General features: G+C 67.8%; 25 protein-coding genes and 3 pseudogenes. 18 read left to right on the top strand and 10 right to left on the bottom strand.

Annotated features, from left to right (window positions below):
* Positions 1-102: 102 nt before the first annotated feature.
* Positions 103-489, bottom strand: a complete 387-nt coding sequence (locus SK571_RS03665) for a hypothetical protein (RefSeq protein ID WP_319982588.1) — start codon at positions 487-489, stop codon at positions 103-105.
* Between the two features lie 163 nt (positions 490-652).
* On the opposite strand from SK571_RS03665, the gene SK571_RS03660 reads away from it, so the two are divergent.
* The 6 genes from SK571_RS03660 (at position 653) to SK571_RS46315 (ending at position 4,101) form a co-directional block, all read left to right on the top strand.
* Positions 653-1,189, top strand: coding sequence for a hypothetical protein (locus SK571_RS03660; protein WP_319982587.1), 537 nt, complete (start codon positions 653-655; stop codon positions 1,187-1,189).
* A gap of 73 nt (positions 1,190-1,262) precedes the next feature.
* Positions 1,263-2,279, top strand: coding sequence for a HupE/UreJ family protein (locus SK571_RS03655; RefSeq protein ID WP_319982586.1), 1,017 nt, complete (start codon positions 1,263-1,265; stop codon positions 2,277-2,279).
* An 11-nt stretch (positions 2,280-2,290) separates the two neighbouring features.
* The gene (locus SK571_RS03650; RefSeq protein WP_319982585.1) at positions 2,291-2,992 is read left to right on the top strand and encodes a YcnI family copper-binding membrane protein; all 702 of its coding nucleotides are present in this window, start codon (positions 2,291-2,293) and stop codon (positions 2,990-2,992) included.
* The gene (locus SK571_RS03645) at positions 2,989-3,537 is read left to right on the top strand and encodes a copper resistance CopC family protein (protein ID WP_319982584.1); all 549 of its coding nucleotides are present in this window, start codon (positions 2,989-2,991) and stop codon (positions 3,535-3,537) included. Before SK571_RS03650 ends, SK571_RS03645 begins: the two co-directional genes overlap by 4 nt.
* A gap of 238 nt (positions 3,538-3,775) precedes the next feature.
* Positions 3,776-3,967 carry a hypothetical protein gene (locus SK571_RS03640; protein WP_319982583.1) on the top strand — a complete coding sequence of 64 codons (192 nt, stop codon included), beginning with the start codon at positions 3,776-3,778 and terminating at the stop codon, positions 3,965-3,967.
* Positions 3,889-4,101: a DUF3152 domain-containing protein gene (locus tag SK571_RS46315; RefSeq protein ID WP_454780179.1), complete on the top strand. Its 213-nt coding sequence runs from the start codon at positions 3,889-3,891 to the stop codon at positions 4,099-4,101. The genes SK571_RS03640 and SK571_RS46315 overlap by 79 nt, the downstream gene beginning before the upstream one ends.
* Here the strand turns inward: SK571_RS46315 and SK571_RS46540 are convergent.
* A complete protein-coding gene (locus SK571_RS46540) occupies positions 4,021-5,037 on the bottom strand; it encodes a DDE-type integrase/transposase/recombinase (RefSeq protein ID WP_319982582.1) in 1,017 nt (338 codons plus the stop codon). The two genes, SK571_RS46315 and SK571_RS46540, sit on opposite strands and share 81 nt — an antisense overlap.
* A gap of 1,170 nt (positions 5,038-6,207) precedes the next feature.
* Between SK571_RS46540 and SK571_RS03630 the strand changes: the two genes are divergently transcribed.
* The 5 genes from SK571_RS03630 (at position 6,208) to crcB (SK571_RS03610) (ending at position 10,479) form a co-directional block, all read left to right on the top strand.
* Positions 6,208-6,414, top strand: a complete 207-nt coding sequence (locus SK571_RS03630; protein WP_319982581.1) for a hypothetical protein — start codon at positions 6,208-6,210, stop codon at positions 6,412-6,414.
* 306 nt (positions 6,415-6,720) lie between these two features.
* Positions 6,721-7,290: a nucleotidyltransferase family protein gene (locus SK571_RS03625; protein ID WP_319982580.1), complete on the top strand. Its 570-nt coding sequence runs from the start codon at positions 6,721-6,723 to the stop codon at positions 7,288-7,290.
* A gap of 486 nt (positions 7,291-7,776) precedes the next feature.
* Positions 7,777-9,219, top strand: a complete 1,443-nt coding sequence (locus tag SK571_RS03620; RefSeq protein ID WP_319983151.1) for a SulP family inorganic anion transporter — start codon at positions 7,777-7,779, stop codon at positions 9,217-9,219.
* Positions 9,220-9,634: 415 nt separating this feature from the next.
* A complete protein-coding gene (crcB, locus tag SK571_RS03615; protein ID WP_319982579.1) occupies positions 9,635-10,114 on the top strand; it encodes a fluoride efflux transporter CrcB in 480 nt (159 codons plus the stop codon).
* Entirely contained in the window at positions 10,111-10,479 is a 369-nt protein-coding gene (gene crcB, locus SK571_RS03610) for a fluoride efflux transporter CrcB (RefSeq protein ID WP_319982578.1), read from the top strand. The genes crcB (SK571_RS03615) and crcB (SK571_RS03610) overlap by 4 nt, the downstream gene beginning before the upstream one ends.
* 6 nt (positions 10,480-10,485) lie before the next feature.
* On the opposite strand, the gene SK571_RS03605 is transcribed toward crcB (SK571_RS03610), so the two are convergent.
* Together SK571_RS03605 and SK571_RS03600 are read right to left on the bottom strand one after the other, a co-directional pair.
* Positions 10,486-10,938, bottom strand: coding sequence for a universal stress protein (locus SK571_RS03605; protein WP_319982577.1), 453 nt, complete (start codon positions 10,936-10,938; stop codon positions 10,486-10,488).
* 26 nt (positions 10,939-10,964) lie between these two features.
* Positions 10,965-11,390: an ATP-binding protein gene (locus tag SK571_RS03600; RefSeq protein ID WP_319982576.1), complete on the bottom strand. Its 426-nt coding sequence runs from the start codon at positions 11,388-11,390 to the stop codon at positions 10,965-10,967.
* Between the two features lie 288 nt (positions 11,391-11,678).
* Between SK571_RS03600 and shbA the strand changes: the two genes are divergently transcribed.
* The 5 genes and pseudogenes from shbA to SK571_RS03575 form a co-directional block, all read left to right on the top strand.
* Positions 11,679-12,242 (top strand): RNA polymerase sigma factor ShbA, encoded by a 564-nt coding sequence (gene shbA / locus SK571_RS03595; RefSeq protein ID WP_319982575.1) that lies wholly within the window; start codon positions 11,679-11,681, stop codon positions 12,240-12,242.
* A gap of 483 nt (positions 12,243-12,725) precedes the next feature.
* Complete coding sequence (locus SK571_RS03590) at positions 12,726-13,409, top strand: response regulator transcription factor (RefSeq protein ID WP_319982574.1); 684 nt, start codon at positions 12,726-12,728, stop codon at positions 13,407-13,409.
* Positions 13,406-14,788: a HAMP domain-containing sensor histidine kinase gene (locus tag SK571_RS03585; RefSeq protein ID WP_319982573.1), complete on the top strand. Its 1,383-nt coding sequence runs from the start codon at positions 13,406-13,408 to the stop codon at positions 14,786-14,788. Before SK571_RS03590 ends, SK571_RS03585 begins: the two co-directional genes overlap by 4 nt.
* Before the next feature lie 202 nt (positions 14,789-14,990).
* Positions 14,991-15,335 carry a YidH family protein gene (locus SK571_RS03580; protein WP_319982572.1) on the top strand — a complete coding sequence of 115 codons (345 nt, stop codon included), beginning with the start codon at positions 14,991-14,993 and terminating at the stop codon, positions 15,333-15,335.
* A pseudogene (locus SK571_RS03575) lies at positions 15,332-15,454 on the top strand (DUF202 domain-containing protein); the annotation flags it as partial. The gene SK571_RS03580 and the pseudogene SK571_RS03575, both read left to right, overlap by 4 nt.
* Positions 15,455-15,487: 33 nt before the next feature.
* Here the strand turns inward: SK571_RS03575 and lgt are convergent.
* Positions 15,488-16,480, bottom strand: a complete 993-nt coding sequence (gene lgt / locus SK571_RS03570; protein WP_319982571.1) for a prolipoprotein diacylglyceryl transferase — start codon at positions 16,478-16,480, stop codon at positions 15,488-15,490.
* Between the two features lie 132 nt (positions 16,481-16,612).
* Here lgt and SK571_RS03565 point away from each other — a divergent pair, with 132 nt between their 5' ends.
* Complete coding sequence (locus tag SK571_RS03565; protein WP_319982570.1) at positions 16,613-17,218, top strand: DUF4360 domain-containing protein; 606 nt, start codon at positions 16,613-16,615, stop codon at positions 17,216-17,218.
* A 58-nt stretch (positions 17,219-17,276) separates the two neighbouring features.
* Complete coding sequence (locus SK571_RS03560; RefSeq protein ID WP_319982569.1) at positions 17,277-17,912, top strand: DUF4360 domain-containing protein; 636 nt, start codon at positions 17,277-17,279, stop codon at positions 17,910-17,912.
* A gap of 69 nt (positions 17,913-17,981) precedes the next feature.
* Here the strand turns inward: SK571_RS03560 and SK571_RS46300 are convergent.
* From SK571_RS46300 to SK571_RS03540, 5 genes and pseudogenes are all read right to left on the bottom strand, one after another.
* Positions 17,982-18,155: pseudogene (locus tag SK571_RS46300) on the bottom strand (STAS domain-containing protein); the annotation flags it as partial.
* 188 nt (positions 18,156-18,343) lie between these two features.
* Positions 18,344-18,523, bottom strand: coding sequence for a hypothetical protein (locus SK571_RS03555; protein WP_319982568.1), 180 nt, complete (start codon positions 18,521-18,523; stop codon positions 18,344-18,346).
* 98 nt (positions 18,524-18,621) lie between these two features.
* Positions 18,622-19,079: pseudogene (locus SK571_RS03550) on the bottom strand (amino acid transporter); the annotation flags it as partial.
* Positions 19,080-19,375: 296 nt separating this feature from the next.
* Positions 19,376-20,524 (bottom strand): cysteine desulfurase family protein, encoded by a 1,149-nt coding sequence (locus tag SK571_RS03545; RefSeq protein ID WP_319982567.1) that lies wholly within the window; start codon positions 20,522-20,524, stop codon positions 19,376-19,378.
* Positions 20,521-20,968: MFS transporter (locus tag SK571_RS03540; RefSeq protein ID WP_319982566.1), on the bottom strand; the 448-nt coding region annotated here is incomplete at its 5' end. The genes SK571_RS03545 and SK571_RS03540, both read right to left, overlap by 4 nt.

Here is a 20,968-nt window from a genome sequence, read left to right as displayed (position 1 = left end):
GATGGTCTTTCTGCGACTGTGCGGAAGATGAGGGCATCGACCGCGCGCCAACGCGTGCTGTCCACCGTCCGGCGGGCAGCAGGGGGCGCGCGGGATGCGCCGTCAGGTCCGCGACACGCACATCCGCAGCAGAAGATCACGACCGGCTGAGACAGCCGGCCGCTCCGCCGACAGACCGGCGGGCGGAGCGTTGGCCAGGCAGGTGGCCGGGCAGGCGAGCACGACGGTGGCGCAGTTCGACGCGATCCCGATGCCACCGGGCGAGCTGGCGGCAGGACGCAACCACGGGTCGTCCGCCAGGTCGCGCGGGTTCTCGGTCGGATGATGAACACCGGCGCACTGGTAACCGGGCTCGCCGGGCGCGACGGTGACGACGGAGGAGGCCTCGGTGCGCCCGGCGAGCCCGACATGTTCCGCGTGCATGGCCAGGTAGGCGAACACGACGAGAAGGAGCAGCCACCACGAACGGCGACGCCGTTCAGTAGTCATTCGGCTGCCCACAGTGATTGACGCTACCTGCGGAAGATCAGCATCCCGGGACCACGGATCTACTTTGACCCGAACGTGTGTCCGTCCACACGGGCTGCCTCCTCGTCAGGAGGACCCGTACCTCTACTGACTTCAGTAGAGGGTTCCATTTAGGCTGCCGCTCGTGGACTCCACCGCAACGGTCACGCGAGGCGCGATGCGCGCTGTTCGCGGTGGCGTGTTCGCGGTGACGTCCACGGCCCTCACCTACGCCGCTCACGTCGGCGGCGGAGGCGAGCTGCCGGACGCGGGCAGCGCGTTGCTGCTCACCGCGCTCATCGCGGCGGCCGGTACGGCGCTCGCGGACCGGCAGCGCAGCGTCGCGCTCATCGTCACCACGCTCGGCGTCGTCCAGGTCGCACTGCACCTGATGCTCACCGGACTGTCCAGCTTCGGGCACCACCAGGCCTCGATGTGGCCGGGCTGGACGATGATCGCCGGCCACGTGGGCGCCGCGGTGCTCATCGGCCTCCTGCTCGCGCACGCCGACGCGATGATCTTCGCCGTGGCGCGGGTGCTGGCGTCACTGCTCCCCCGCCGGTCCGCGCCGTTTCCCGCGCTGCGGCCGCTCTGGGTTGCGGTCACGCCCGTGGTCACCTCCGTGCACACGGCGGTGCTCCAGCGCGAGCGCGGCAGACGCGGCCCTCCCACTCGGTTCTGACAGGACCTTCCCGTACACGCCGCCCTGATGGGTGGCGGGTTTCTTCACACCTGTTCAGGAGCCGTCATCAACCATGTCCTCACCTGATTTGTTCACCACCGCGTCGTCGGTGCTCGCACACGGGATCAGCGGTACAGCCGCCGGCAAAAGCGTGTGGGAGTTCGTGCCGCTCGGCATCGAGCACATGCTGCTCGGCTGGGACCACCTGGCGTTCATCGCGGGCGTCGTACTGCTCGCGGGCGAACTACGGCGAGCCGCGAAGCTCATCAGCGTCTTCGTCCTCGGCCACAGCACCACGTTGATCGTCGCGACGCTGGCGGGATGGCAGGTCAACGCCATCGCGGTCGACGTCGTGATCGCGCTGAGCCTGCTGTTCGTCGGCGTGGTCGGCGTCATCGGCCGGCCCAAGAAGTGGCTGTGGTTCGGCCTTTCCGTGCTCGCCTTCGGGCTCGTGCACGGCCTGGGCCTGTCCACCCGGTTGCAAGCCCTCGGGCTTCCGGAGAACGGCCTGCTGGCACGCGTAATCGCGTTCAACGTCGGCGTCGAGATCGGCCAGCTGTTCGCCATCGCCGTCCTGGTCGGGCTGGGCAAGCTCGTGGCGAAGCTGGTCACCTGGCCCAAGGCCGAACGAGTGGCCCACGGTGGCCTTGCCGCCGCCGGTGTGGTCGCGGCTGTTGTGCTGAGCTTCTTCACCGCCCCGCAGCCCGCGGCCGAAGCCGTCGGCAGCTGCACCGCGGCACCCAGCACCCAGGGCTTTCCGATCGGTGCGGGCGGCGGTCATCCGGCCAAGGACTTCTTCGAGCCCGCCGAGTCCTCCCCGTTGGTGGACTTCGGCCATGTACTGGGCGACGGCTACGTCGTCGTGCAGTACTCCAGCATGCTGCCCACCGACAAGGTCACGCAGCTGCGGGAGTTCGTAACCGGACCGGACGGCAACAAGGTCGTTGCCGGACCGGCCGCCGGGCAGATCGAACAGCTCAAGGCGTTCAACGCCTTCGACACGCTCACCTGCGGCGAGATCGACGCGGCCGGCCTGAAGACCTTCGTCGACGGCTGGTTCGCCGACCCGCGCTCGAAGCCGATCGAGTGAGAGGACTGATCATGTCTCGTTTCACCATCGTCGCCGCGGTCTGCGGAGTCACCCTGTTCGCCCTCACCGGCACCGCCGCCGCACACGTCAGCGTCACACCGGCCGAGATCGGCAAGACGGGCTCGAGCCAGGTCACGTTCCGCGTGCCGAACGAGTCGGCCACCGCGGGCACCATCAAGGTGGAGCTCACGCTGCCCGCCGAGTACCCGATCACCTCGGTGCGCGCCGAACCCAAGCAGGGCTGGGCGTTGCAGGTCACCAGGGCCAAGCTGGAACCGCCGGTGAAGATCGGCACCAGGGAGGTCAGCGAAGCAGTCCGCACGGTCACCTGGACCGCGGAGGCCGGTGCGCGCATCGGGCCGGACCAGTACGCGGACTTCGGCCTTTACGTCTCCGGCCTGCCCGACAACACCGACAAGCTGGTCATCGCGGCCGCCCAGACCTACGAGGACGGCAAGGTCGCCAACTGGGCCAACCCGCCCACGTCGGACGGCAAGGAACCGCAGGACCCGGCCCCCGTGCTCAAGCTCGCCGCAGCCGGTGCCGGCCAGCCCACCACCGCCGCCTCTTCTCAGACCACCGCGGCCGCAGGACAGGACGACTCCGCCCGCCTGCTCGGGGGCAGCGCCCTGGTCGTCGCCGCCCTCGCACTCGGAATCGGCGTCGGCGCCCTGCTGCGCGGCCGCCGTACCGGCAAGGAGACGCAGTCATGACCGTCCGCCTCATCCCCGCGGTGCTCTCCGCGCTCGCTCTCGCCCTGCTCGGCACCGCCCCCGCTAACGCCACCACCAGGTTGGAGAGCAGCGACCCCGCCGAGGGCACCACGCTCGTCGCCGCGCCCGCCGCGGCGACGCTGACCTTCAGCGAGGAGGTCGACCTCGGTTCGGCCTCGATCACCCTCGCCGGCCCGGACGCGAGCCCGGTCACGCTGGCAGCGCCGACCGCGGCCGGACGCGTGGTCACCCAGCCGCTGCCCGCACTGCCCAACGGCACACTCACCCTGAACTTCAAGGTGCTGTCCGTCGACGGGCACGAGGTGATCGGCGCGGTGAAGTTCACGCTCAACGCCCCGGTGCCGACAACGACCACGACCGTGCCGCCGACGACCACGGCACCGCTGTCGTCATCGGTCGCACCGGCCGGGGCGCAGTCCACGGACTCCGGTGGCTCCTCGTCACTCGGCTGGATCCTCGGCGGTGCGGCGCTGCTGATCGTGGCCGCCGGCGTGGCGGTGTGGCTGGTTCGTCGCAAGGCATGACGCGCCCGCAGGGTGGCACGAGCGTTGTGCCACCCTGCAGGTGCGGGAAGGAGGTTGTGTGGGCAAGGCAGGCCGATGGCAGTACTGGGCTTCGGCCGCGATGGTGGCGCTGACCGCATACACGGTCCATGACGTCACCCGAAGCGGTCCTTCCCTGGCCGCGCCCACATCACCTACCAGCGCACAGCCTCCAGTCAAAGCAGTGAACCCCTAGGGCGGGAAGCCGTTCCTCGACGCGATGGGCACCGCCGAACTGCCCGCGGGCGGCCCCTTCACCGAACGCGGCACCAAACAGTGGAAGGCCCTGCACGGCGGCGGGGAGAAGATCGGGCCGGACGTCGCGCCGCTCACCTGCAGCGTCAAGGTCGAGGCGGCGTCGAACTTCCTGGCGGCCCAAACGGCTTCGGGCACATCGTCCACGGCGTGCTGACGCACCCGAAAAGCTGGATCGGCAGCGGCGAGCACGCGTTCCAGCGGGTCGCGTCAAGTGACGCCGACTTCCGGGTGTGTCTTGTCTCGGTTGATCTGCCGCGGTTTTGTCTCGGTTGTTGTGACACAGGTTAGGCGGCTGGGGTGAGGGTGCCTTGGTAGGTCTTGGTGTGGTCTAGGTGGATGTAGCCGATCGGGTTGCCGTTTGAGGACCCGGTCGAGGTCGCGGATGACGGTGATGGGGTTGCCGGCGTGCTCGGGTCCGGCGCGGAACCGTAGTTTCCGGCCGATCTGGACGACGCCGCGGCGGTCGGCTGTGAGGTAGTGGACGGTGGCGTCTGTCTGGGCGGGTGGATGGTGGGGGCCGCCGTGGTGTGCGGCGGGCGAGAGCGCTGTGCCCGCGCAGGGTGTTGTAGTGGGTCTGGTGGGTGTCGAGCAGGGCCTGCAGCTCGGCCAGGGTGGCAGTGCGGGCTGGTGGGCCAGCCATTCCTTCAGTGTTTGGTGGTGGCGTTCGACTTTGCCGCAGGTTTGTGGGTGGTAGGGGCTGGAGTGGATCAGCCGGGCTCCGGCGGCGGTGACGGCGAGTTCGAACCGGGTGGGTCCGGCGTTGTCACGATGTCGGGCGGTGAACGCGCCTCCGTTGTCGGACAACACGATTCCGGGCACGCCGTGGCCGGTGAAGGCGGCGGTGATCGCCTCGACCGCGGCCGCGCTGGTCTCGCCGCGGGCGGCTCGGCTGGCGACCAGCATCCGGGAGTGGTCATCGAGTACGTCGAAGATCACCACGGTGGTGCCGTCGGCGAGCCGGGTTTCGGTGGCGTCGATCTGGTAGCAGTCGCGTGGCCGGGCATAACCGAACCGCCGCCACGACGAGCGCGGTCGTTTACGCAGGTTGGACTCCAGCAGGCCGTGCCGGGACAGGATCCGGTTGATCGTGGCCCGTGACGGCACCCGCCAGCCCGTCGTGCACGCCCAATTCTGTTCGGCGGCGAGCGTGGTGAGCGCGTCGCGGATGAAGTCCGCGCCGTTATCCGGCGCCAGCTGCCCGCGCAGCCGCACGATCTCGGCCACGACCGGTTCCGGGGTGGCGCGCGGGGATTCCTGGGCCGCCGGGGACCCGGGGCTGCCACTGGCCCTCCTCGCGGGCACGGGCCCGATGCCGATAGAAGGTGCGCCTATCGACCGTTGACCCGGCACCACTCCGACACGTTCGGGATAGCCACCCCGGCGGCATGCATCGCGTCCATCAGCCGCATCATCGCCGCTTTCCGCGCCATGGCCGCAACCACAACGCCGATCAAGCGACAGATCCCGCAACACCACCCGACCAGGGTGTGTCACTTGCTCCGTGACACGAACTGTGTCAACTCAGCTGAGACTGAACATCGCGTTCCGAGACCTGTCCCACTACGTGTGGATGCGGGTGATCCGCTGGGCGCGACGCAAACATCCCACGGCCACATGGAAGACCATCATCAGGCGCATTTACTGCCGTGGCGGATGGTGGCCGACCAGCCAACGAGGAGAGCTGTTCAACCCCGCGAAGGTCAGCACTACACGCTACCCATATCGCGGGGCAGCGATCCCCTGCCCCTGGCCGGCCACCGGATGAGAGAAAACCCAGTCGCTCCTGGGACTTGTGGAGAGCCCGTTGCGTCGAGAGGCGCACGGCGGGTTCGGGAGGCGGTTCGGGGAAACCCACCAACGGCAACGTCGGCAGGGCGCCCCGAACCGACCTCACACCGGTCGATTGGTCGCCCTCTTGCCGGCGCGTTGCAAGCTCGGCCGGCACACGCTCGGCCACTCCGAGTTCCGTGCGGTCGTGCACGACGGTGAGGCCCGCATCAGCTGCCTGGCGTGCGCGACCGACGGCGCTGATCACTTCTGGCGGCTGACGGCCACGGCACCCGCTCCCGATCGCGCCGAACTCTCCGAGGAGTCCTACCTCGCTCTTATCCTGCTTATCCTGCGCCGATCGCAGGCAGCCCTTCCTTCGCCGGGCGGTCGCGGTGCTTAGCAGCCCGTTCACCGTCTGGGAGGGCGACACTTTATGTCGACCTCGGCATAAGTTGTCTTATGTAGACTCTTCGGTTATGCGTATCGGTCGCCAAACCGTTGTAGCATAACGGTTTTCGCGGGGCGTTGGTCGGCATAACCAAAGAGTCTGCATAAGACACCGTCCACGGCCGGAGACCCGTAGTCACCGGCGTCTCGGTCCGGCTCGACCAGCTGTTCGCCCGCATGCCCGGTGCCGCACGGCACGTTATTCCCACCGGACTTGACCTGACCGGTGAGGTACAAGGTCGGCTTCACGGACGCTTCCCAAGCGTCGAGGGTGACTGGCTCGGCGTCGCGAACTACGAGATCAGCTATGCCGACGGCCGCCGCGACAAGCTGTACCTGGTCGACCAACTGGTCCCGTTCCACGTACTGCGCAAGCGGGAGTAAGCCGGGCTTCCAGCAGCGCGCGCATGATCAGGAAGCCGAGCAGCATGTGGAACATCAGCTGCCGGTTGTTCCAACGCGTGCTGTTCGAGCGGCGTCGCAGTTGACTGTGCGACGCACCGTCGAGCAGCGCGCGAAACATCGCCCTCGCTCGCTCGAAATCCTCGTGAACCGCCTGCCTGTCCACAACTCCAGTGTGCGCCAGAACCCGGCGGCCGGCACGAGGTGGCGCACGTGCGCGCTCGTCCCAAACCTGCCGAAAGTTCGGCCCAGGTGTACCTGGCGTCCACCTGTGCCACCCTGGCTGGAATGGGGGATCCACTGGCAAGGCCGCCTTTGCAGCTGCCCGCGATGCTGCGGGCGCTGCGTGATCACGACGTCGACTGGGTGCTGAGCGGTTCGATGGTCATGGCGATCTACGGAGCGCAGGTGACTCCGAACGATCTCGACGTGGTGGCCGCGCCCGAGCCGCCGAACCTGCGACGGGTCGCCGCGCTGCTGGAGGACCTGAACGCCGTCCCCGCGTACTTCCCGGACTGGGCGGACGGGCTGGGACTGCAACAGTGTCGTGACTGGCGTCCGGAACCTCCAACGCAGCAGCAACTGGACCACTTGTTCGTCACCAGGCTGGGCATGCTCGACCTCCCGCCGACCCTCACCGGGACCTACGCTCAACTGCGGCCGAGTGCCAGCCGGTTGGAACTCGCGGGGGTTCAGGTGTGGGTGTGCGACCCCGACGAGATGCTGCGCCGGATTCCGGATCCGCCCAGAGTCAAGGACCTGCTTCGGGCCGAGACGTACTCCGCGGTGCGCGAACGGCTGCGCACCGACCGTCGTCCCCGTGGCCTGAGCAATCTGAGCCAACGACTAGCGGAGTAGCCGGCCCTGTCCTTATCGCTCATCGGTGTTGTCGGCCACATCCCACCTGCTTCGCGTCGATCCCTGACCTGGCCTCGGGGTAGAGTTGGATCGTTCTAGGTCGAGGTGGCAACCCGACCTTCTGGGGACGCGAGCAATGCTCGAGGCCCGCCGGGAACGATGGTGCTCCCGCTGCCGAATCCGCTCACGGACAGGAGAAGCCGCATGCGTTCGTCGCTGCCTCGCTCCTGGTCCTGCCCGCCGTAGTCGCTACGGCCTGAGGCCCACGCCCCGACTCGTCCGTCGGCGCACCCCTTCGTGAACTGATACCTGGTCCTTGCCCTCAGTCGGCATCGATCGGCTGTACAGCGCCGCTGGCCATTGCGCCCCGCCCTTCCTTCCGCGCGTTTCCGACGACACGGGCCGCGCCTGAACATGACAAGGCCGTTCTTGACTACCTCACCAGCTTCCCCCGCTGCTCTGCTGACCCGCCTGCGCGCCGCTCGGATGACCCCCAAGGTCCTGCGCACCGAAGTGCTCGCCGGGCTCGTCGTCGCACTCGCGCTGATCCCCGAGGCGATCTCCTTCTCCATCATCGCCGGAGTCGACCCCAGCGTCGGGTTGTTCGCCTCCTTCACCATGGCCGTGGTCATCTCCATCGCAGGCGGCCGACCCGCGATGATCTCCGCCGCCACCGGCGCCATCGCCCTGGTGGTCGCTCCCCTGGCGCGTGAACACGGGCTGAGCTACCTCGTCGCCGCGGTCATCCTGGGCGGGCTGTTCCAGATCGCGCTCGGAGCGCTGGGCGTGGCCAAGCTGATGCGCTTCGTTCCGCGCAGCGTCATGGTCGGCTTCGTCAACGCCCTGGCCATCCTGATCTTCATGGCCCAGGTGCCCGAACTCATCGACGTCCCGTGGATGGTCTATCCGCTCGTCGTCAGCGCCCTGCTGCTCATGGTGTTCTTCCCCCGGATCACCAAGGCCGTGCCCGCACCACTGGTGTCGATCATCGCGTTGACCGCGCTGACCATCGGTGCGGGCATCGCCGTACCGACCGTGGGCGACAAGGGCGCGCTGCCCTCATCTCTTCCGGTCCCTGGTGTTCCCGACGTGCCGTTCACCCTGGACACGCTCAAGCTCATCGCGCCCTACGCGCTGGCCTTGGCGCTGGTCGGCCTGATGGAATCGCTGATGACCGCCAAGCTCGTCGACGACCTCACCGACACGCACTCCAACAAGACCCGCGAGTCCATCGGTCAGGGCATCGCCAACGTCGTCACCGGCTTCTTCGGCGGCATGGGCGGCTGCGCGATGATCGGCCAGACCATGATCAACGTCAAGAACGGTGCCCGCACCCGCCTCTCGACGTTCCTGGCCGGCGTGTTCCTGATGATCCTGTGCATCGTCTTCGGCCCAGTCGTCTCCGACATCCCGATGGCCGCTCTGGTCGCCGTGATGGTCCTGGTGTCCTTCGGCACCTTCGACTGGCATTCCGTCGCCCCGGCGACCCTCAAGCGCATGCCGACCGGCGAGATCACCGTCATGGTCACCACCGTCGCGGTCGTCGTGGCCACCGACAACCTCGCCATCGGCGTCGTCGTCGGCTCCATCACCGCGATGGTGATCTTCGCCCGCCGCGTCGCGCACCTGGCCACCGTCACCGCTCTCGTCGATCCCGATGGCAGCCAGGTCGTCTACACCGTCAACGGCGAACTGTTCTTCGCCTCCAGCAACGACCTCGTCTACCAGTTCGACTACGCGAACGACCCCGACAAGGTCATCATCGACCTCGCCTCCGCGCACGTCTGGGACGCCTCATCAGTGGCGGCCCTGGACGCCATCACGACCAAGTACGCCGCACGCGGCAAGACCGTCGAGATCATCGGACTCAACGAGCACAGCGCCAAGATGCACGGCGCGCTCAGCGGCGAACTCAGCGGCAGCCACTGACGATCGATGTTTCTGCCACAGGCGGCGCGACAGCTGACGGGTTGCAAGGCCGCAGGTTCGTGACCGCCCGGCGCCGCAGTTACTCGCCTGCGACTCGAGGGGCGCTGATGGCGTATCGCAACCCTGCCCTCCGTGTGCACCGCAGGGGTGTGAGCGACGCTGGTCCTGCTCAGCCGCCAGCGGCAGGCCCACTCGATCAGCAGCACCGGCCTCAACCAGCAGCGGGTCAGCGATGACTTGCTGCCGTGAAGCCGACCACATCGCTCTGCAGGGTCGCTGTTCGTGTCGGTAGCGTGTGCGGCAGCGGCGGTGGGGCTCGCCGCTCCGTCCCGGAGAACCGCAGCGCCCAGCTGCCAACAGTCCCTACTCGAACCGGGTACCCACACGTGCCCGGCACCTGAGTAGGAGTGTGTCCGTGGCCAACGAGATCGAACTCACCGATCCGATCGACCCCGACATCGATCTCCACGTCCCGTCGCAACGCCGTGAACTCGTGCGCCGCCACAGGCCTGTACTGGCCGCAGTCGCGCTCGGCGGTGGTCTCGGTGCGCTTGCCCGCTACGGGCTCACGCTGCTCCTGCCGACCCGGCCAGGCCAGTTCCCGTGGGGCACTTTCGTCATCAACACGCTCGGTTGCTTGCTGATCGGCGTGTTGATGGTGCTGATCACGGAAGTGTGGACCGCTCACCGGCTGGTTCGCCCGTTCCTCGGTGTGGGTGTCCTGGGCGGGTTCACCACCTTCTCGACCTATGCCCTCGAGATCCGCGATCTGCTGCATCCCGGCGCCGTCGCCCTGGCGTTCGTGTATCTCGCCGGCACGTTCCTGGCCGCCATGCTCGCCGTGCTCGCGGGAGTCGGGATCACCCGTGCCGCGGCGTTGGGGAGGCAGTCGTGACGGCGGTGCTGGTGTTCGTCGGCGCAATGGTCGGCGCTCCGTTGCGGTACTTGACCGACCGGTTCGTGCAGTCGCGTCGTGACAGCCTGTTCCCGTGGGGCACCTTCAGCGTCAACCTCGCCGGTTGTCTGGTCCTGGGTGCTCTCGCCGGTGCCGGCACAGCCCTGCCGAGTCAGGTGTTCACGCTGGTGGGCACCGGATTCTGCGGGGCGCTGACGACCTACAGCACCTTCAGCTACGAGACCCTGCGCCTGGTCGAGCAGAAGGCCTACCTGTATGCCGTGCTGAACGCCGCGGTGAGCATCATCGCGGGACTCGGCGCGGTGTTGCTCGCGTTCACGACCACCGTGGCGCTGATCGGCTGAAGCTGGTCAACGGCCTGTGGGGTCGGCGACGAGCAAGACGGGGTGATGGGCGGCTCTGGCCACGCCACGGCTCACCGAGCCTCGCATCATCCTGGCGAGCGAGCGATGCCGGTGCGTGCCGACCACGATCATCAAAGCCTCTTGCTCATCGGCGACTCTGACCAGCAACTTGGCAGGGTTTCCGTCCGCGGCGTGATAGGTCCAGGCACCAGGATGTGCCGCCAAGGCCTGCTCGACCTGCGCACGCAGATGGTCCAGCGCCTTGTGCCTGTAGTTGTCCCAGGTGTCGACGTCTGCGTCGGGGTCGACGGGCTGGTCGCGCGCATCGATGCCGTGCACCACATGCAGGTCCGCACCGAGCAGGAGCGCGAGATCCGCCGCCGTGCGCAACGCGGCCAGGCTGGCCGCTTGATCGTCGAATCCGACCACCAGCACCGAGGCTCCGCGCGACGCGCTCACCTCACCACTGTCTCGCTCTTGGCGTGTCAGTGCACGCGCTGAGACGAAGACTCCACCGCAGGCAGCCCTGAGACTTCGGCCCACACGGTCTTGACGACATTGCTGCGCCGGCACCCCCAATGGGCGGACAGCCGGTTGACGATCACGAGGCCCGCTCCATCGGAGTCCGTGTGGCCGTGCCGCCCGAGTACCGGCAGACGCATGGGACTGCCGTCCTCGACCTCGATCCTGATCACGTCACGCTCCCGCACCAGTCGCACGCACAGCCGGCGCGCCCCGACAGCGTGACGGTAGGCGTTCTCCACCAGCTCAGTCATGATCAGCAGTGCATCCTCGACGCGGCCTTCGTCGACGCTGTTGAGCGCGGCACGAAGCAGGCGCCGCTCGTCGGCGACCGACGGATTGCCGTCAGTCAGTTCGCGCTCGACGAGCACGTCCACGGATTCACTCACGTACCGCTCCTTGCCGGAACCAGGAACGGAGATCCCAGGCACTCGAACCTATCGTTTCACACCAATTTCGACCCAGCGGAGTGATCGATTTCCTGTCGCCTACCTGATCAATCATCGTGCAACACTTAACACAGTGTCGTTCTTGCGGGAAACGCGGGTACGACGTGATGATGAACCTACTGTCGGCCGAGTGAGCGGCGGCTTGGTGAGCGGAGAGAGAACTTGGAAGACAGTGCTGTCGACCTTCGCGAGCCTCGCGTCACCAGTTCGCATTCAGCTGTTCCCACGATGCCCTTGCCGGAAACGGAACTCCTGGAGCGGGCGACCAGGGGAGAGCGGGCTGCGATCCAGCTCGTGCTCACGTTCGTGCGACCGGTGGTCGTCCGCTACTGCCGGGCGCGCCTCGGGTGGATCAACCGGGCATACGGCTCCGCCGACGACGTCGCGCAAGAGGTGTGCCTCGCCGTCGTGAAGGCCCTCCCCACCTACCGTGACGAGGGAAGACCGTTCCTCGCTTTCGTGTACGGGATCGCGTCGCACAAGGTGTCCGACGCGATGAGGCTTTCGTCTCGCCACCACGCCGAGCCGGTCGCACAGATACCGGACGGCGCCTCGGCGGAGGTTGCGCCGGAGGACCGCGTCTTGCGCCAAGAGCTCGCGGAGCGGCTGTCTCTGCTGATGGAGCAACTTCCAGGGCCGAAACGGGAGATCCTGCTGCTCAGGGTCGTTCTTGGGCTGTCGGCGCAGGAAACGGCGGAGATCATCGGATGCACGCCGGGCGCGGTCCGCGTGGCACAGCACCGCGCGCTCAGCACCCTCCGCGAGATCGTGTCCAGGACGCGCTGGAGCTGAGATCACTGCCACGCCCAGCCGAATGCCGGCCGAGGATTCGGCCGACATTCTCCCAGCGGGCAAAGTTTTGGTGCGGGCATCCGCTGCACCAGCTCGTGCCCGCGCCGCTCAGCTTGCCCGAACAGCCGCAGCGCCGACCTTGCGGACTCCTTACAAATCGCGCGAGATGTGAGTGGCTTTGATTCGCTTTCTTGATGACGTTCGACATTTGTAAGTGTTCCGCAAGGTTGGACGCGATACTTTGTCCGAGGTCTCCGCTCGCGGTTCCGCTGGCACAGTCCGGTTCCCGGCGATCCGGCGCGTGATCGGACGACCTGCCCGACAGGGCACCGGGCGTGTGAGGCCGTGCAGGGCGGCTTCACCCGCTCGTCAACGTCGATCTTGCGAAGTCCTTGCGATGCCCCGTCAAGACGTCCCCCAAAGCCTCCACGCCCGGCCGCCGGTGGAAAGCTGCTCCTGCAAGGGAGCGAGGACAGAGACGAAATGGACTATCGCGTGCTGCTCGTCGAGGACGACGAGCGCATCCGGCAGGCGCTCGGGCTGGCGCTGGGCGACGAGGGTTTTGACGTCGTCGAGTCGGCTTCCGGCGAGGAAGCGCTGCACCGGCTCGACACCGACGTGTTCGACGTCGTGCTGCTCGACCTGACACTTCCGGGTCTCGACGGCCTCGTCGTCTGCAAGGCGCTACGGTCCCGTGCCGACCTGCGAATCATCATCGTGACGGCCCGCACGGACACCGCCGACGTGATCGCCGGGCTCGAGGCCGGTGCCGACGACTACGTCACCAAGCCACTCGTCGCGAGCGAGTTGGCAGCCCGGATCCGGGCATTGCTGCGGCGTCGGCGCACCGACCTGCAGCACGCGGTGTACCGCATGGGCGACATCGAGATCAGGCCCGACGAAGGCATCGCGCGACGGGCTGGTGCCGATCTTCGTCTCACCAAGACGGAGTTCCGCCTGCTGGCTGAGCTCACCACCGCGGAGGGGAGGATCGTGACCAGGGAACAGCTGCTCCGCCGAGTGTGGGGATACGACTACTACGGCGACACCAGGCTGCTCGACGTTCACATCCGCCGGCTGCGCTGCAAGATCGAACGTGATCCCGACGCTCCCGAAGTGGTGATCACCGTCCGCGGCACCGGCTACCGCGTGGAACGCAGCCCGTGACCGACCGCAGACGCCTGCAGCTGTCGCTGCGCTGGCGGCTCGCGGCCGCGTTCGGTCTCGGCTCGTTCCTGCTGTCCAGCGTGCTGGCCATCGCGACGTGGAACCTGTCCTCCGGTTACCTGCTGCGGCAGCGAGAGCAGAGCGCGGTGCGGCAGGCCGAGGTCAACGCCAGGGTCATCGACGAGGAGTTGCGTCGCGGCGGCGAAGGCCTTGACAAGCTGCTCACGGGCTTGACCACCGGACCGGACTCGACGATCTTGCTGTACCGCCCTGGCGAGCTGCGCTCCAGCGGCCGCCAGGTCGACCCCTCCGTCCTGCCGTCGCGGCTGCTCGAGCTCGCGCGCGATGGCATCCCCGCGAGGCAGCGGCTCGTGGTCGACGGCATCCCGGTCGTCGCCGTCACGCTGCCGGTCACCTCTGGTGACGTCTACTACGTGGAGTTGTCTCCCACTCTGCAACTCGATCGCACGTTCCGGTTCCTGAGTGCCGTGCTCATTGCCGGCACGGTGGTCAGCGGACTGCTCGGCGTCGCGTTGGGCGCGTGGGCGGGCAGACGGGCACTGCGGCCGCTGACCGAGCTCACGGCCGTGGCCCATCGCATCGCGGGAGGCGATCTGCGGTCCCGACTGCCCGAACGCGCGGACCCGGATCTCGCGCCGCTGGCCAGAACTTTCAACGCGACGGCTGATCAGCTCGAACAGCGGGCCTTGCGCGACGCCAGGTTCGCCAGCGACGTCAGCCATGAGCTCCGTTCCCCGCTCACGACGATGATGAACGCAGCCGCGATGTTGCGGCGTCGGCGTGAGGAGATCCCCGGCACGGCGGGACGAGCAACCGACCTGCTGACGTCCGAAGTGGACAGATTCGCTCGGATGGTCGTGGATCTGCTGGAGATCTCCCGATCCGATCAGCAGGTGGATGACCGTTCTCTGGAACCGGTCGATCTCGGCGGGCTTGTTCGCCATGTGCTCGCCACGCGATCTGACGCGGCCGCCCCGGAGGTCGAGGTGGATCCCTGCGCGCCACTGGTGATCGCCGACCGGCGCCGTCTGGACCGGGTGGTCAACAACCTGCTCGACAACGCCGAGCGCCACGCCGGTGGCCCGGTTCGCGTGGCGGTTCTTCGCAGTGACCACCAGGTCCGCCTCGAGATCGACGACCGCGGTCCCGGCGTCCCGGCCGAGTTGCGCGAGCAGATCTTCGAGCGGTTCGCGCGCGGCACTCAGGCGGGCAGCAGGGGCACCGACTCCGGCAGCGGGCTGGGGCTCGCTCTCGTCGCGGAGCATGTCCGTCGGCACGGTGGCCGCGCATGGGTACAGGACCGGCCCGGCGGCGGGGCACGGTTCGTCGTCGAAATCCCGGAGGCCACGACACGATGATCCGCACATTGTCGGCGTTGTTGCTCGTGTGCCTCACCACGGGATGTGGCGTGTCGGCGCAGGACGAACCGGTTCTGATCACCTCCACGAATCCTGCCGAATCCACCCCTACCATCACGATCAAGCCCACCGTGGCGCCGACCACCACATCGAGCTCCCCAACACCAGCGACAACTGCAACGCGCGACAGCCAGGAGAGGTGATGACGGCCGAACCACCGGACCGCGAGCCGGACTACCGGTTCACGCTCGCCAACGAGCGCACCTTCCTGGCCTGGATCCGCACGGCACTGGGGCTGCTCGCCGCCGGAGTCGCGGTACGCCAGTTCGTACCACCGTTCGCCGCCCCAGGCGCTACGACCGTGCTCGCGCTCGCCTGCATCACTCTGGCCGCGATCGTCGCGGCGACCAGCTTTCCCCGGTGGCGGCGCGCACAGCAGGCCATGCGTGCAGGCGCCGCGTTGCCGCGCAGCCTCATGGTCGCCGTGCTCGCGGCCGGAGTGCTGCTCCTGGCGCTACTCGCCGCGGTGCTGGTGCTCCTCGGATGAACCGTGACGCCGGTCTGCAACCGGAACGCACCAGCCTGGCCTGGCAGCGCACCGCACTGGCAGCCGCCGCGTGCTCGCTGCTGCTCGTGAACGTGGCGGCGCGACACGGCTGGGGCATGGCGACCCTGCCCGCCGTGTGCACCGCCGGGGTGTCAGTGACGCTGGTTCTGCTCGGCCGCCGCGGACAGCTCATCGCCCGGCCGCGAGTCCTGCTCCTTCTCGCCGTCCTGGTCACCGGCGCGTGCGTGTCCGCCGTCCCCCTCGTCCTCGGCAACGGGAGCTGACACCAGCACCTCGCGATCCCCTCGACGCCGGGCGAGCACGAAGTACGCGACCGCTCCGAGGAACACCAAGATCGACACCCACACGTTGATCCGGACCCCGAACACGTGCGTGGCGTCGTCGGAGCGCATCAACTCGATCCAGCACCGGCCCAAGGTGTATCCGGCCACGTACACCGCGAACGCCCTGCCATGGCCCAGGCGCAGCTTGCGGTCCAGCAGCACCACGACCGCCGCGATCAGCAGGTTCCAGATCAGCTCGTACAGGAAGGTCGGGTGCACGACCATGATCGGCGTGTGGTCGACCGCCACGCCGGTGAGCATGTCCGCGACGCCGTTCTCGGTCTCCCTTCGGTAGATCTCCAGGCCCCACGGCAGGTCCGTCGGCGCGCCGTAGATCTCCTGGTTGAAGTAGTTGCCGAGCCTGCCGATCGCCTGCGCCACGACGATGCCGGGCGCGACCGCGTCGGCGAACACCGGCAGCGGGACACCTCGACGGCGGCAGCCGATCCACGCGCCGACCGCTCCGAGTGCGATCGCGCCCCAGATGCCGAGGCCGCCGTCCCAGATCTTCAACGCGTCCAGCGGGTTCTTGCCCTCGCCGAAGTACCGGTAGTAGTCGGTCGCCACGTGGTACAGGCGGCCACCGACCAGGCCGAACGGCACCGCGAACACCGCGACGTCGGACACGGTGCCCTTCGTGCCACCGCGCGCGACGAGCCGGCGATCGCCCCACCAGATCGCCACCAGGATGCCCGCGATGATGCACAGGGCGTAGGCGCGGATGGGCAGCGGGCCGAGGTGCCACACCCCTTGGTCCGGGCTGGGGATCGTCGCGAGCATCCCGCTCACCGCACTGGTCATGCCGGCCACGGTAGTCAACGGCCTCAGACCGCCGGTGACCAGCCTCGATCGTCAGGCGTTCGCAAGGAAGGACGGCCATTTCGTCAATAGTCTTATCGATGGCCGCCGCAGCTGAAGTCGAAGGGACGACCCATGCTGACCGCGATGACGGCAGCGGCTCTCGCGCTGGCCGCGCTCCTACCCACACCCACCGACGCCGCCGACACACCTCCCGGACGAGTCACCATCGATGTGATGACCGTCAACGGCTCCGGCTGCCCGGCCGGCACCGCCGCGGTCGCGTCCGCCGCCGACAACACGGCGTTCACCGTGACCTACAGCGACTACCTGGCTCAGACCGGTGCCGGTGCCAAGCCGACGGACTTCCGCAAGAACTGCCAGCTCGTGCTGCGGGTGTACTACCCGCAGGGCTTCACGTTCGGCATCGCCCAGGCCGACTACCGCGGCTTCGCACACCTCGCCGCCGGTGCCCGCGGCGTGGAACGCGCGAACTACTACTTCCAGGGCATGTCGCAGTCCACGCCCCGCACCCACACGTTCACCGGCCCGATGAGCGACAACTGGCAGGCCACCGACCGCACCGAGGTCGGCGCGATCGTCTACGCCCCGTGCGGTGAGCAGCGGATGCTCAACGTCAACACGCAACTGCGGGTCCAGGGAGGCGCGAGCTTCATGACCATGGACTCCACCGACGCGAGCTTCAGCACCAAGTACCACTTCTCCTGGAAGAAGTGTTAGCCACACCAACACACTCCGCCGCCATCTCTCTGGTCGACGAACCGAAGGTGGTCCCCCCGTGCTCAACATCCTGGCCGCAGCGGCCATGACCATGTCCACGATCATCATCCCGCCCGGCGGTGCCCCCGGCGACACTCCCCCGCCCGACCACATCACCATCGACGTGGTCACCGTCAACGGATCCGGCTGCCCCGCGGGCACCGCGGCGGTGGCTGTGTCGCCGGACAACAAGGCGTTCACCGTGACCTACAGCGAGTACATGGCTCAGGTCGGAGTCGGCGCCAAGCCGACAGACTTCCGCAAGAATTGCCAGCTCAACCTAAGAGTGAACGTTCCACAGGGCTTCACCTACGGCATCGCTCAGACCGACTACCGCGGGTTCGGTCACCTAGAACGCGGAGCGAGCGGTGTGCAGCGGGCCAGTTACTACTTCCAAGGCATGTCGGACACCAGGCGCAAGACTCACACCTACAAAGGCCCGTTGAGCGACGACTGGCAGGCCACGGACAAGGTCGAGGTCGCCGCGATCGTCTACCACCCTTGCGGTGAGAGGCGAAACTTCAACATCAACACCGAACTGCGGGTCGCCGCCGGATCCTCGGATCCCAAGAAGACCACCAGCTTCATGTCGATGGACTCCACCGACGGCGCCATCGAAACCACCTACCGCTTCTCCTGGAAGCGTTGCACGTAGCCGAGTTGCGTCGCGTGCGGTTCCGGACTGTCCGGAACCGCACCCTGCGTTCAAGGCAGCGGACAGGTTCGGATTCAGGCCGCAGACGCGATCGACCGCCGTGATCCCGAGTGATCGCAGAACCACGTTCTGATCGGCGACAACAGCGATTCTGCTCCCGCACTTCGCGGCTTCGTGATGGCTGTCGAGGAGGGCGTGGATCCCTGAGGACCCCAAGAAGGTCACCGCGGTGAGGTCGAGCAACTAATCGGCCTGGGCGCGTGCCGAGCAGGGTGTGCAGCTCGTCCTTGTCAGGTGCGAGGTACCCACGTCGATGTCCCCGGTGACGGGTGACGCCTTGACCCGCTTGAACGTGACCGAGCAGGGCGCTCCACAGCGGACCATCACCACGCAGCGAAGCCCTTGTGCACGACCGCTGAACCAGGCTCCGGTCAGGCTTTAACGCGCATCATGAGAACGAGGCCCGCTGTCAGGATCACGGCGATCAGCGCCAGCCCGACCCAACTGCCCCAGGAAGCCAAGGCCAGCACAACCAGCGGAACGAGCACCAACAGCCCAACCAGAATCACCGGGCGGAGCACACCATCGGAATCGAACAGCAATCGGCGCATTGCGACAGCCTCGCAAACCGAGCAACGTGACGCTCACACGGCCTGCCCACCGGCGCGCGAGATGCCGACGGGCTGTCGTGGTGGTGAGCGATGCCCGTTCAGCCGCCGATGTGGATGCCGACACGCCGGGCCGGATCGGGCTCGCTGGTGCGGATGATCTCCCGCACGACCGGGGCGGTGTCGCCGCCGCCGAGGAGCAGACAGCGGAAGAGGCGGCCCAGCGGGTTGCCCTCGCTCCAGGCGAAGTCTCAGTGCGGCCGCACTGCGGTGGCATCACGCAGCGCGCGCAGGATGGCGGCAATGGCCTTGGGCGCCGACGTGCTGGCTGCCCGCAACACGCGATGCCGTCGACCCCCACCCCTCGTACCTGCAGAATCTCGCTGAAGTCTGAGGGGTCAACCACGTCGATCTCCAGGAAGAGCACGTCGGCCGTTCCGGGTACGGGGTTCGCTCCCCTTTGCTCGGCGTCCTTTTCTGTGTACTCGGCCGCGTCACCCGCCTGACGACGGTTGGCGATGAGCGTCAGGGCGCCGTCGTGGGCGAGCAAGTCGATGAGGCGTACTTCGAGGAGCCGAGCACAGCTCGGACGCACGGCTGACCGCACTGTCGCTCGTGCTCCGACCATTGCCGGTTGCTGGTGACAGAGCGGCTTGGCGAAACGGTTCCGCACGGAAGGACGATGGACGTGTCGACCGGTTCGCCGAGCCGCGAGATGATCGTCATGACTGGAGGCCGCCCAGACCGCCTCAGCACCGAAGAGCACGGCCGGAAACAGTCAACATCATGATCGGATTCTTTCAGGAAGATTGAGCGATCGACGCACAGTCTTTACGGCTCCTGCTTTCTGTGGTGTCAGTTGGCTGCGGCGACGATGTGGTGTGCGGCTTGGTCGATCTGTTCGGCGGTGCTCCAGCGGCCCAGCGACAACCTCAGCGCGCTCAGGCCGCGTTCGCCGGGCATGCCCATGGCGGTGAGCACGGGTGAGGGCTGGTGGTTGCCGCTGTGGCAGGCCGAGCCGGTGGAGGCGGCGATTGCCGTTGTGGCGTCGAGTAGTTCGTGTCCGGCGATGCCGTCGATGCTGATGTTGAGGGTGTTGGGCAGCCGGGCCGTGTCGGGGCCGTTGAGGTGGACTCGGCCGGGCAGTGCGGTGGTGAGCTGGTGGTGCAGGCGGTCGCGCAGCTCGCGGATGCGATCGTGGCCGCCCGAGGCGAGGTCTTTCGCGGTGAGTTCGGCGGCGGTGCCGAGTGCGACGGCGAGGGCGACGTTCTCGGTGCCCGCGCGCAGGCCGTGTTCCTGGCCTCCGCCGTACACCAGTGGTTCCAGCGGTACACCGGGCCAGATGCACAGGGCGCCGATTCCCTTGGGGGCGTATATCTTGTGCCCCACCACCGTCACGAGATCGAGCTCGGTCGCGTCGAACGGGATCTTGCCGATCGCCTGCGCTGCATCGGTGTGGAAGACCACGCCGTACTCGCGGGAGACGCGGGCCAGATCGTCGATCGGTTGCAGGGCACCGGTTTCGTTGTTCGCCGCCATGACGGACACCAGCACGGTGCGCGGGCTGATCGCCGCGGTGAGATCGGCCGGGTCGACCAGGCCGTCGCTGTCGACGGGCAGGAACGTCACCTCCGCGTTGTGCCAGCGGCGCAACGCCTCGCAGGCCTGCAGCACGGCGGGATGCTCGGTGGGTTGCGTGATCACGTGCGGCCGGCCCACGCCGGAGGCGAGCACGGTGCCGCGGATGGCGAGGTTGTCGGCCTCGGAGCCGGACCCGGTGAACACGATCCGTTCAGCTGATGTGCCGAGCAGCGCAGCGACCTGATCGCGGGCGTGGTCCAGCGCGATGCGGGACTCGCGGCCGTAATGGTGGGTGCTGGACGGGTTGCCGAACTCCGCGGTCAGATACGGCAGCATCGACTCGGTCACGGCCGGGTCGATCGGCGTGGTGGCGTTGTAGTCGAGGTAAATCGGTCCGTCGAGAAGTCCACGGGGGACGGTCACGCGCCGACCTTCCTGTTGGAGTGGGTTTCGTACATGCGTACGGCGACCACGATTCCGGACAGCGCGGTGAGTACGGCGACCACCCACACCGCTGCGCGCAGGCCCCAGAGGTCGGCGACGATGCCGCCGAGCAGGGCGCCCACGGCGAAGCCGCCGTCGCGCCAGAGCCGGTAGACGCCGACGGCCCTTGCGCGCCACGCCGGATGTGCGACGTCGCCGATCGTCGCGAGCAGGGTCGGGTAGACCATCGCGGTGCCCGCGCCCAGCAGCACGGCCGCGACCAGCCACACCGTGAAGGTGTCCGCGACCGCCACGAGTGCGAGCGCAGCGGCCTGAAGGAGCATGCCCGCAGTGATCAGATGTTTGCGGCCCCAGCGATCCGACAGCGGACCAGTGACCAGCTGCCCCAGACCCCACACGGCCGGGTAGACCGCTGCCAGGACA

The sequence above is a fragment of the Lentzea kristufekii genome (genome assembly GCF_033949925.1).
Taxonomy (GTDB): domain Bacteria; phylum Actinomycetota; class Actinomycetes; order Mycobacteriales; family Pseudonocardiaceae; genus Lentzea; species Lentzea kristufekii.
The sequence above is the reverse complement of the archived record's forward strand: the minus strand, read 5'-3'. Positions and strand labels throughout refer to the sequence as shown.

Excerpts from the sequence above, each read along its gene's own strand:
- SK571_RS03665 (WP_319982588.1), bottom strand. The coding sequence starts at position 489 with ATGACTACTGAACGGCGTCGCCGTTCGTGGTGGCTGCTCCTTCTCGTC.
- SK571_RS03655 (WP_319982586.1), top strand. The coding sequence starts at position 1,263 with ATGTCCTCACCTGATTTGTTCACCACCGCGTCGTCGGTGCTCGCACAC.
- SK571_RS03650 (WP_319982585.1), top strand. The coding sequence starts at position 2,291 with ATGTCTCGTTTCACCATCGTCGCCGCGGTCTGCGGAGTCACCCTGTTC.
- SK571_RS03645 (WP_319982584.1), top strand. The coding sequence starts at position 2,989 with ATGACCGTCCGCCTCATCCCCGCGGTGCTCTCCGCGCTCGCTCTCGCC.
- SK571_RS03640 (WP_319982583.1), top strand. The coding sequence starts at position 3,776 with ATGGGCACCGCCGAACTGCCCGCGGGCGGCCCCTTCACCGAACGCGGC.
- SK571_RS03630 (WP_319982581.1), top strand. The coding sequence starts at position 6,208 with ATGCCCGGTGCCGCACGGCACGTTATTCCCACCGGACTTGACCTGACC.
- SK571_RS03625 (WP_319982580.1), top strand. The coding sequence starts at position 6,721 with ATGGGGGATCCACTGGCAAGGCCGCCTTTGCAGCTGCCCGCGATGCTG.
- SK571_RS03620 (WP_319983151.1), top strand. The coding sequence starts at position 7,777 with ATGACCCCCAAGGTCCTGCGCACCGAAGTGCTCGCCGGGCTCGTCGTC.
- shbA (WP_319982575.1), top strand. The coding sequence starts at position 11,679 with ATGCCCTTGCCGGAAACGGAACTCCTGGAGCGGGCGACCAGGGGAGAG.
- SK571_RS03590 (WP_319982574.1), top strand. The coding sequence starts at position 12,726 with ATGGACTATCGCGTGCTGCTCGTCGAGGACGACGAGCGCATCCGGCAG.
- SK571_RS03580 (WP_319982572.1), top strand. The coding sequence starts at position 14,991 with ATGACGGCCGAACCACCGGACCGCGAGCCGGACTACCGGTTCACGCTC.
- lgt (WP_319982571.1), bottom strand. The coding sequence starts at position 16,480 with ATGACCAGTGCGGTGAGCGGGATGCTCGCGACGATCCCCAGCCCGGAC.
- SK571_RS03565 (WP_319982570.1), top strand. The coding sequence starts at position 16,613 with ATGCTGACCGCGATGACGGCAGCGGCTCTCGCGCTGGCCGCGCTCCTA.
- SK571_RS03555 (WP_319982568.1), bottom strand. The coding sequence starts at position 18,523 with ATGCGCCGATTGCTGTTCGATTCCGATGGTGTGCTCCGCCCGGTGATT.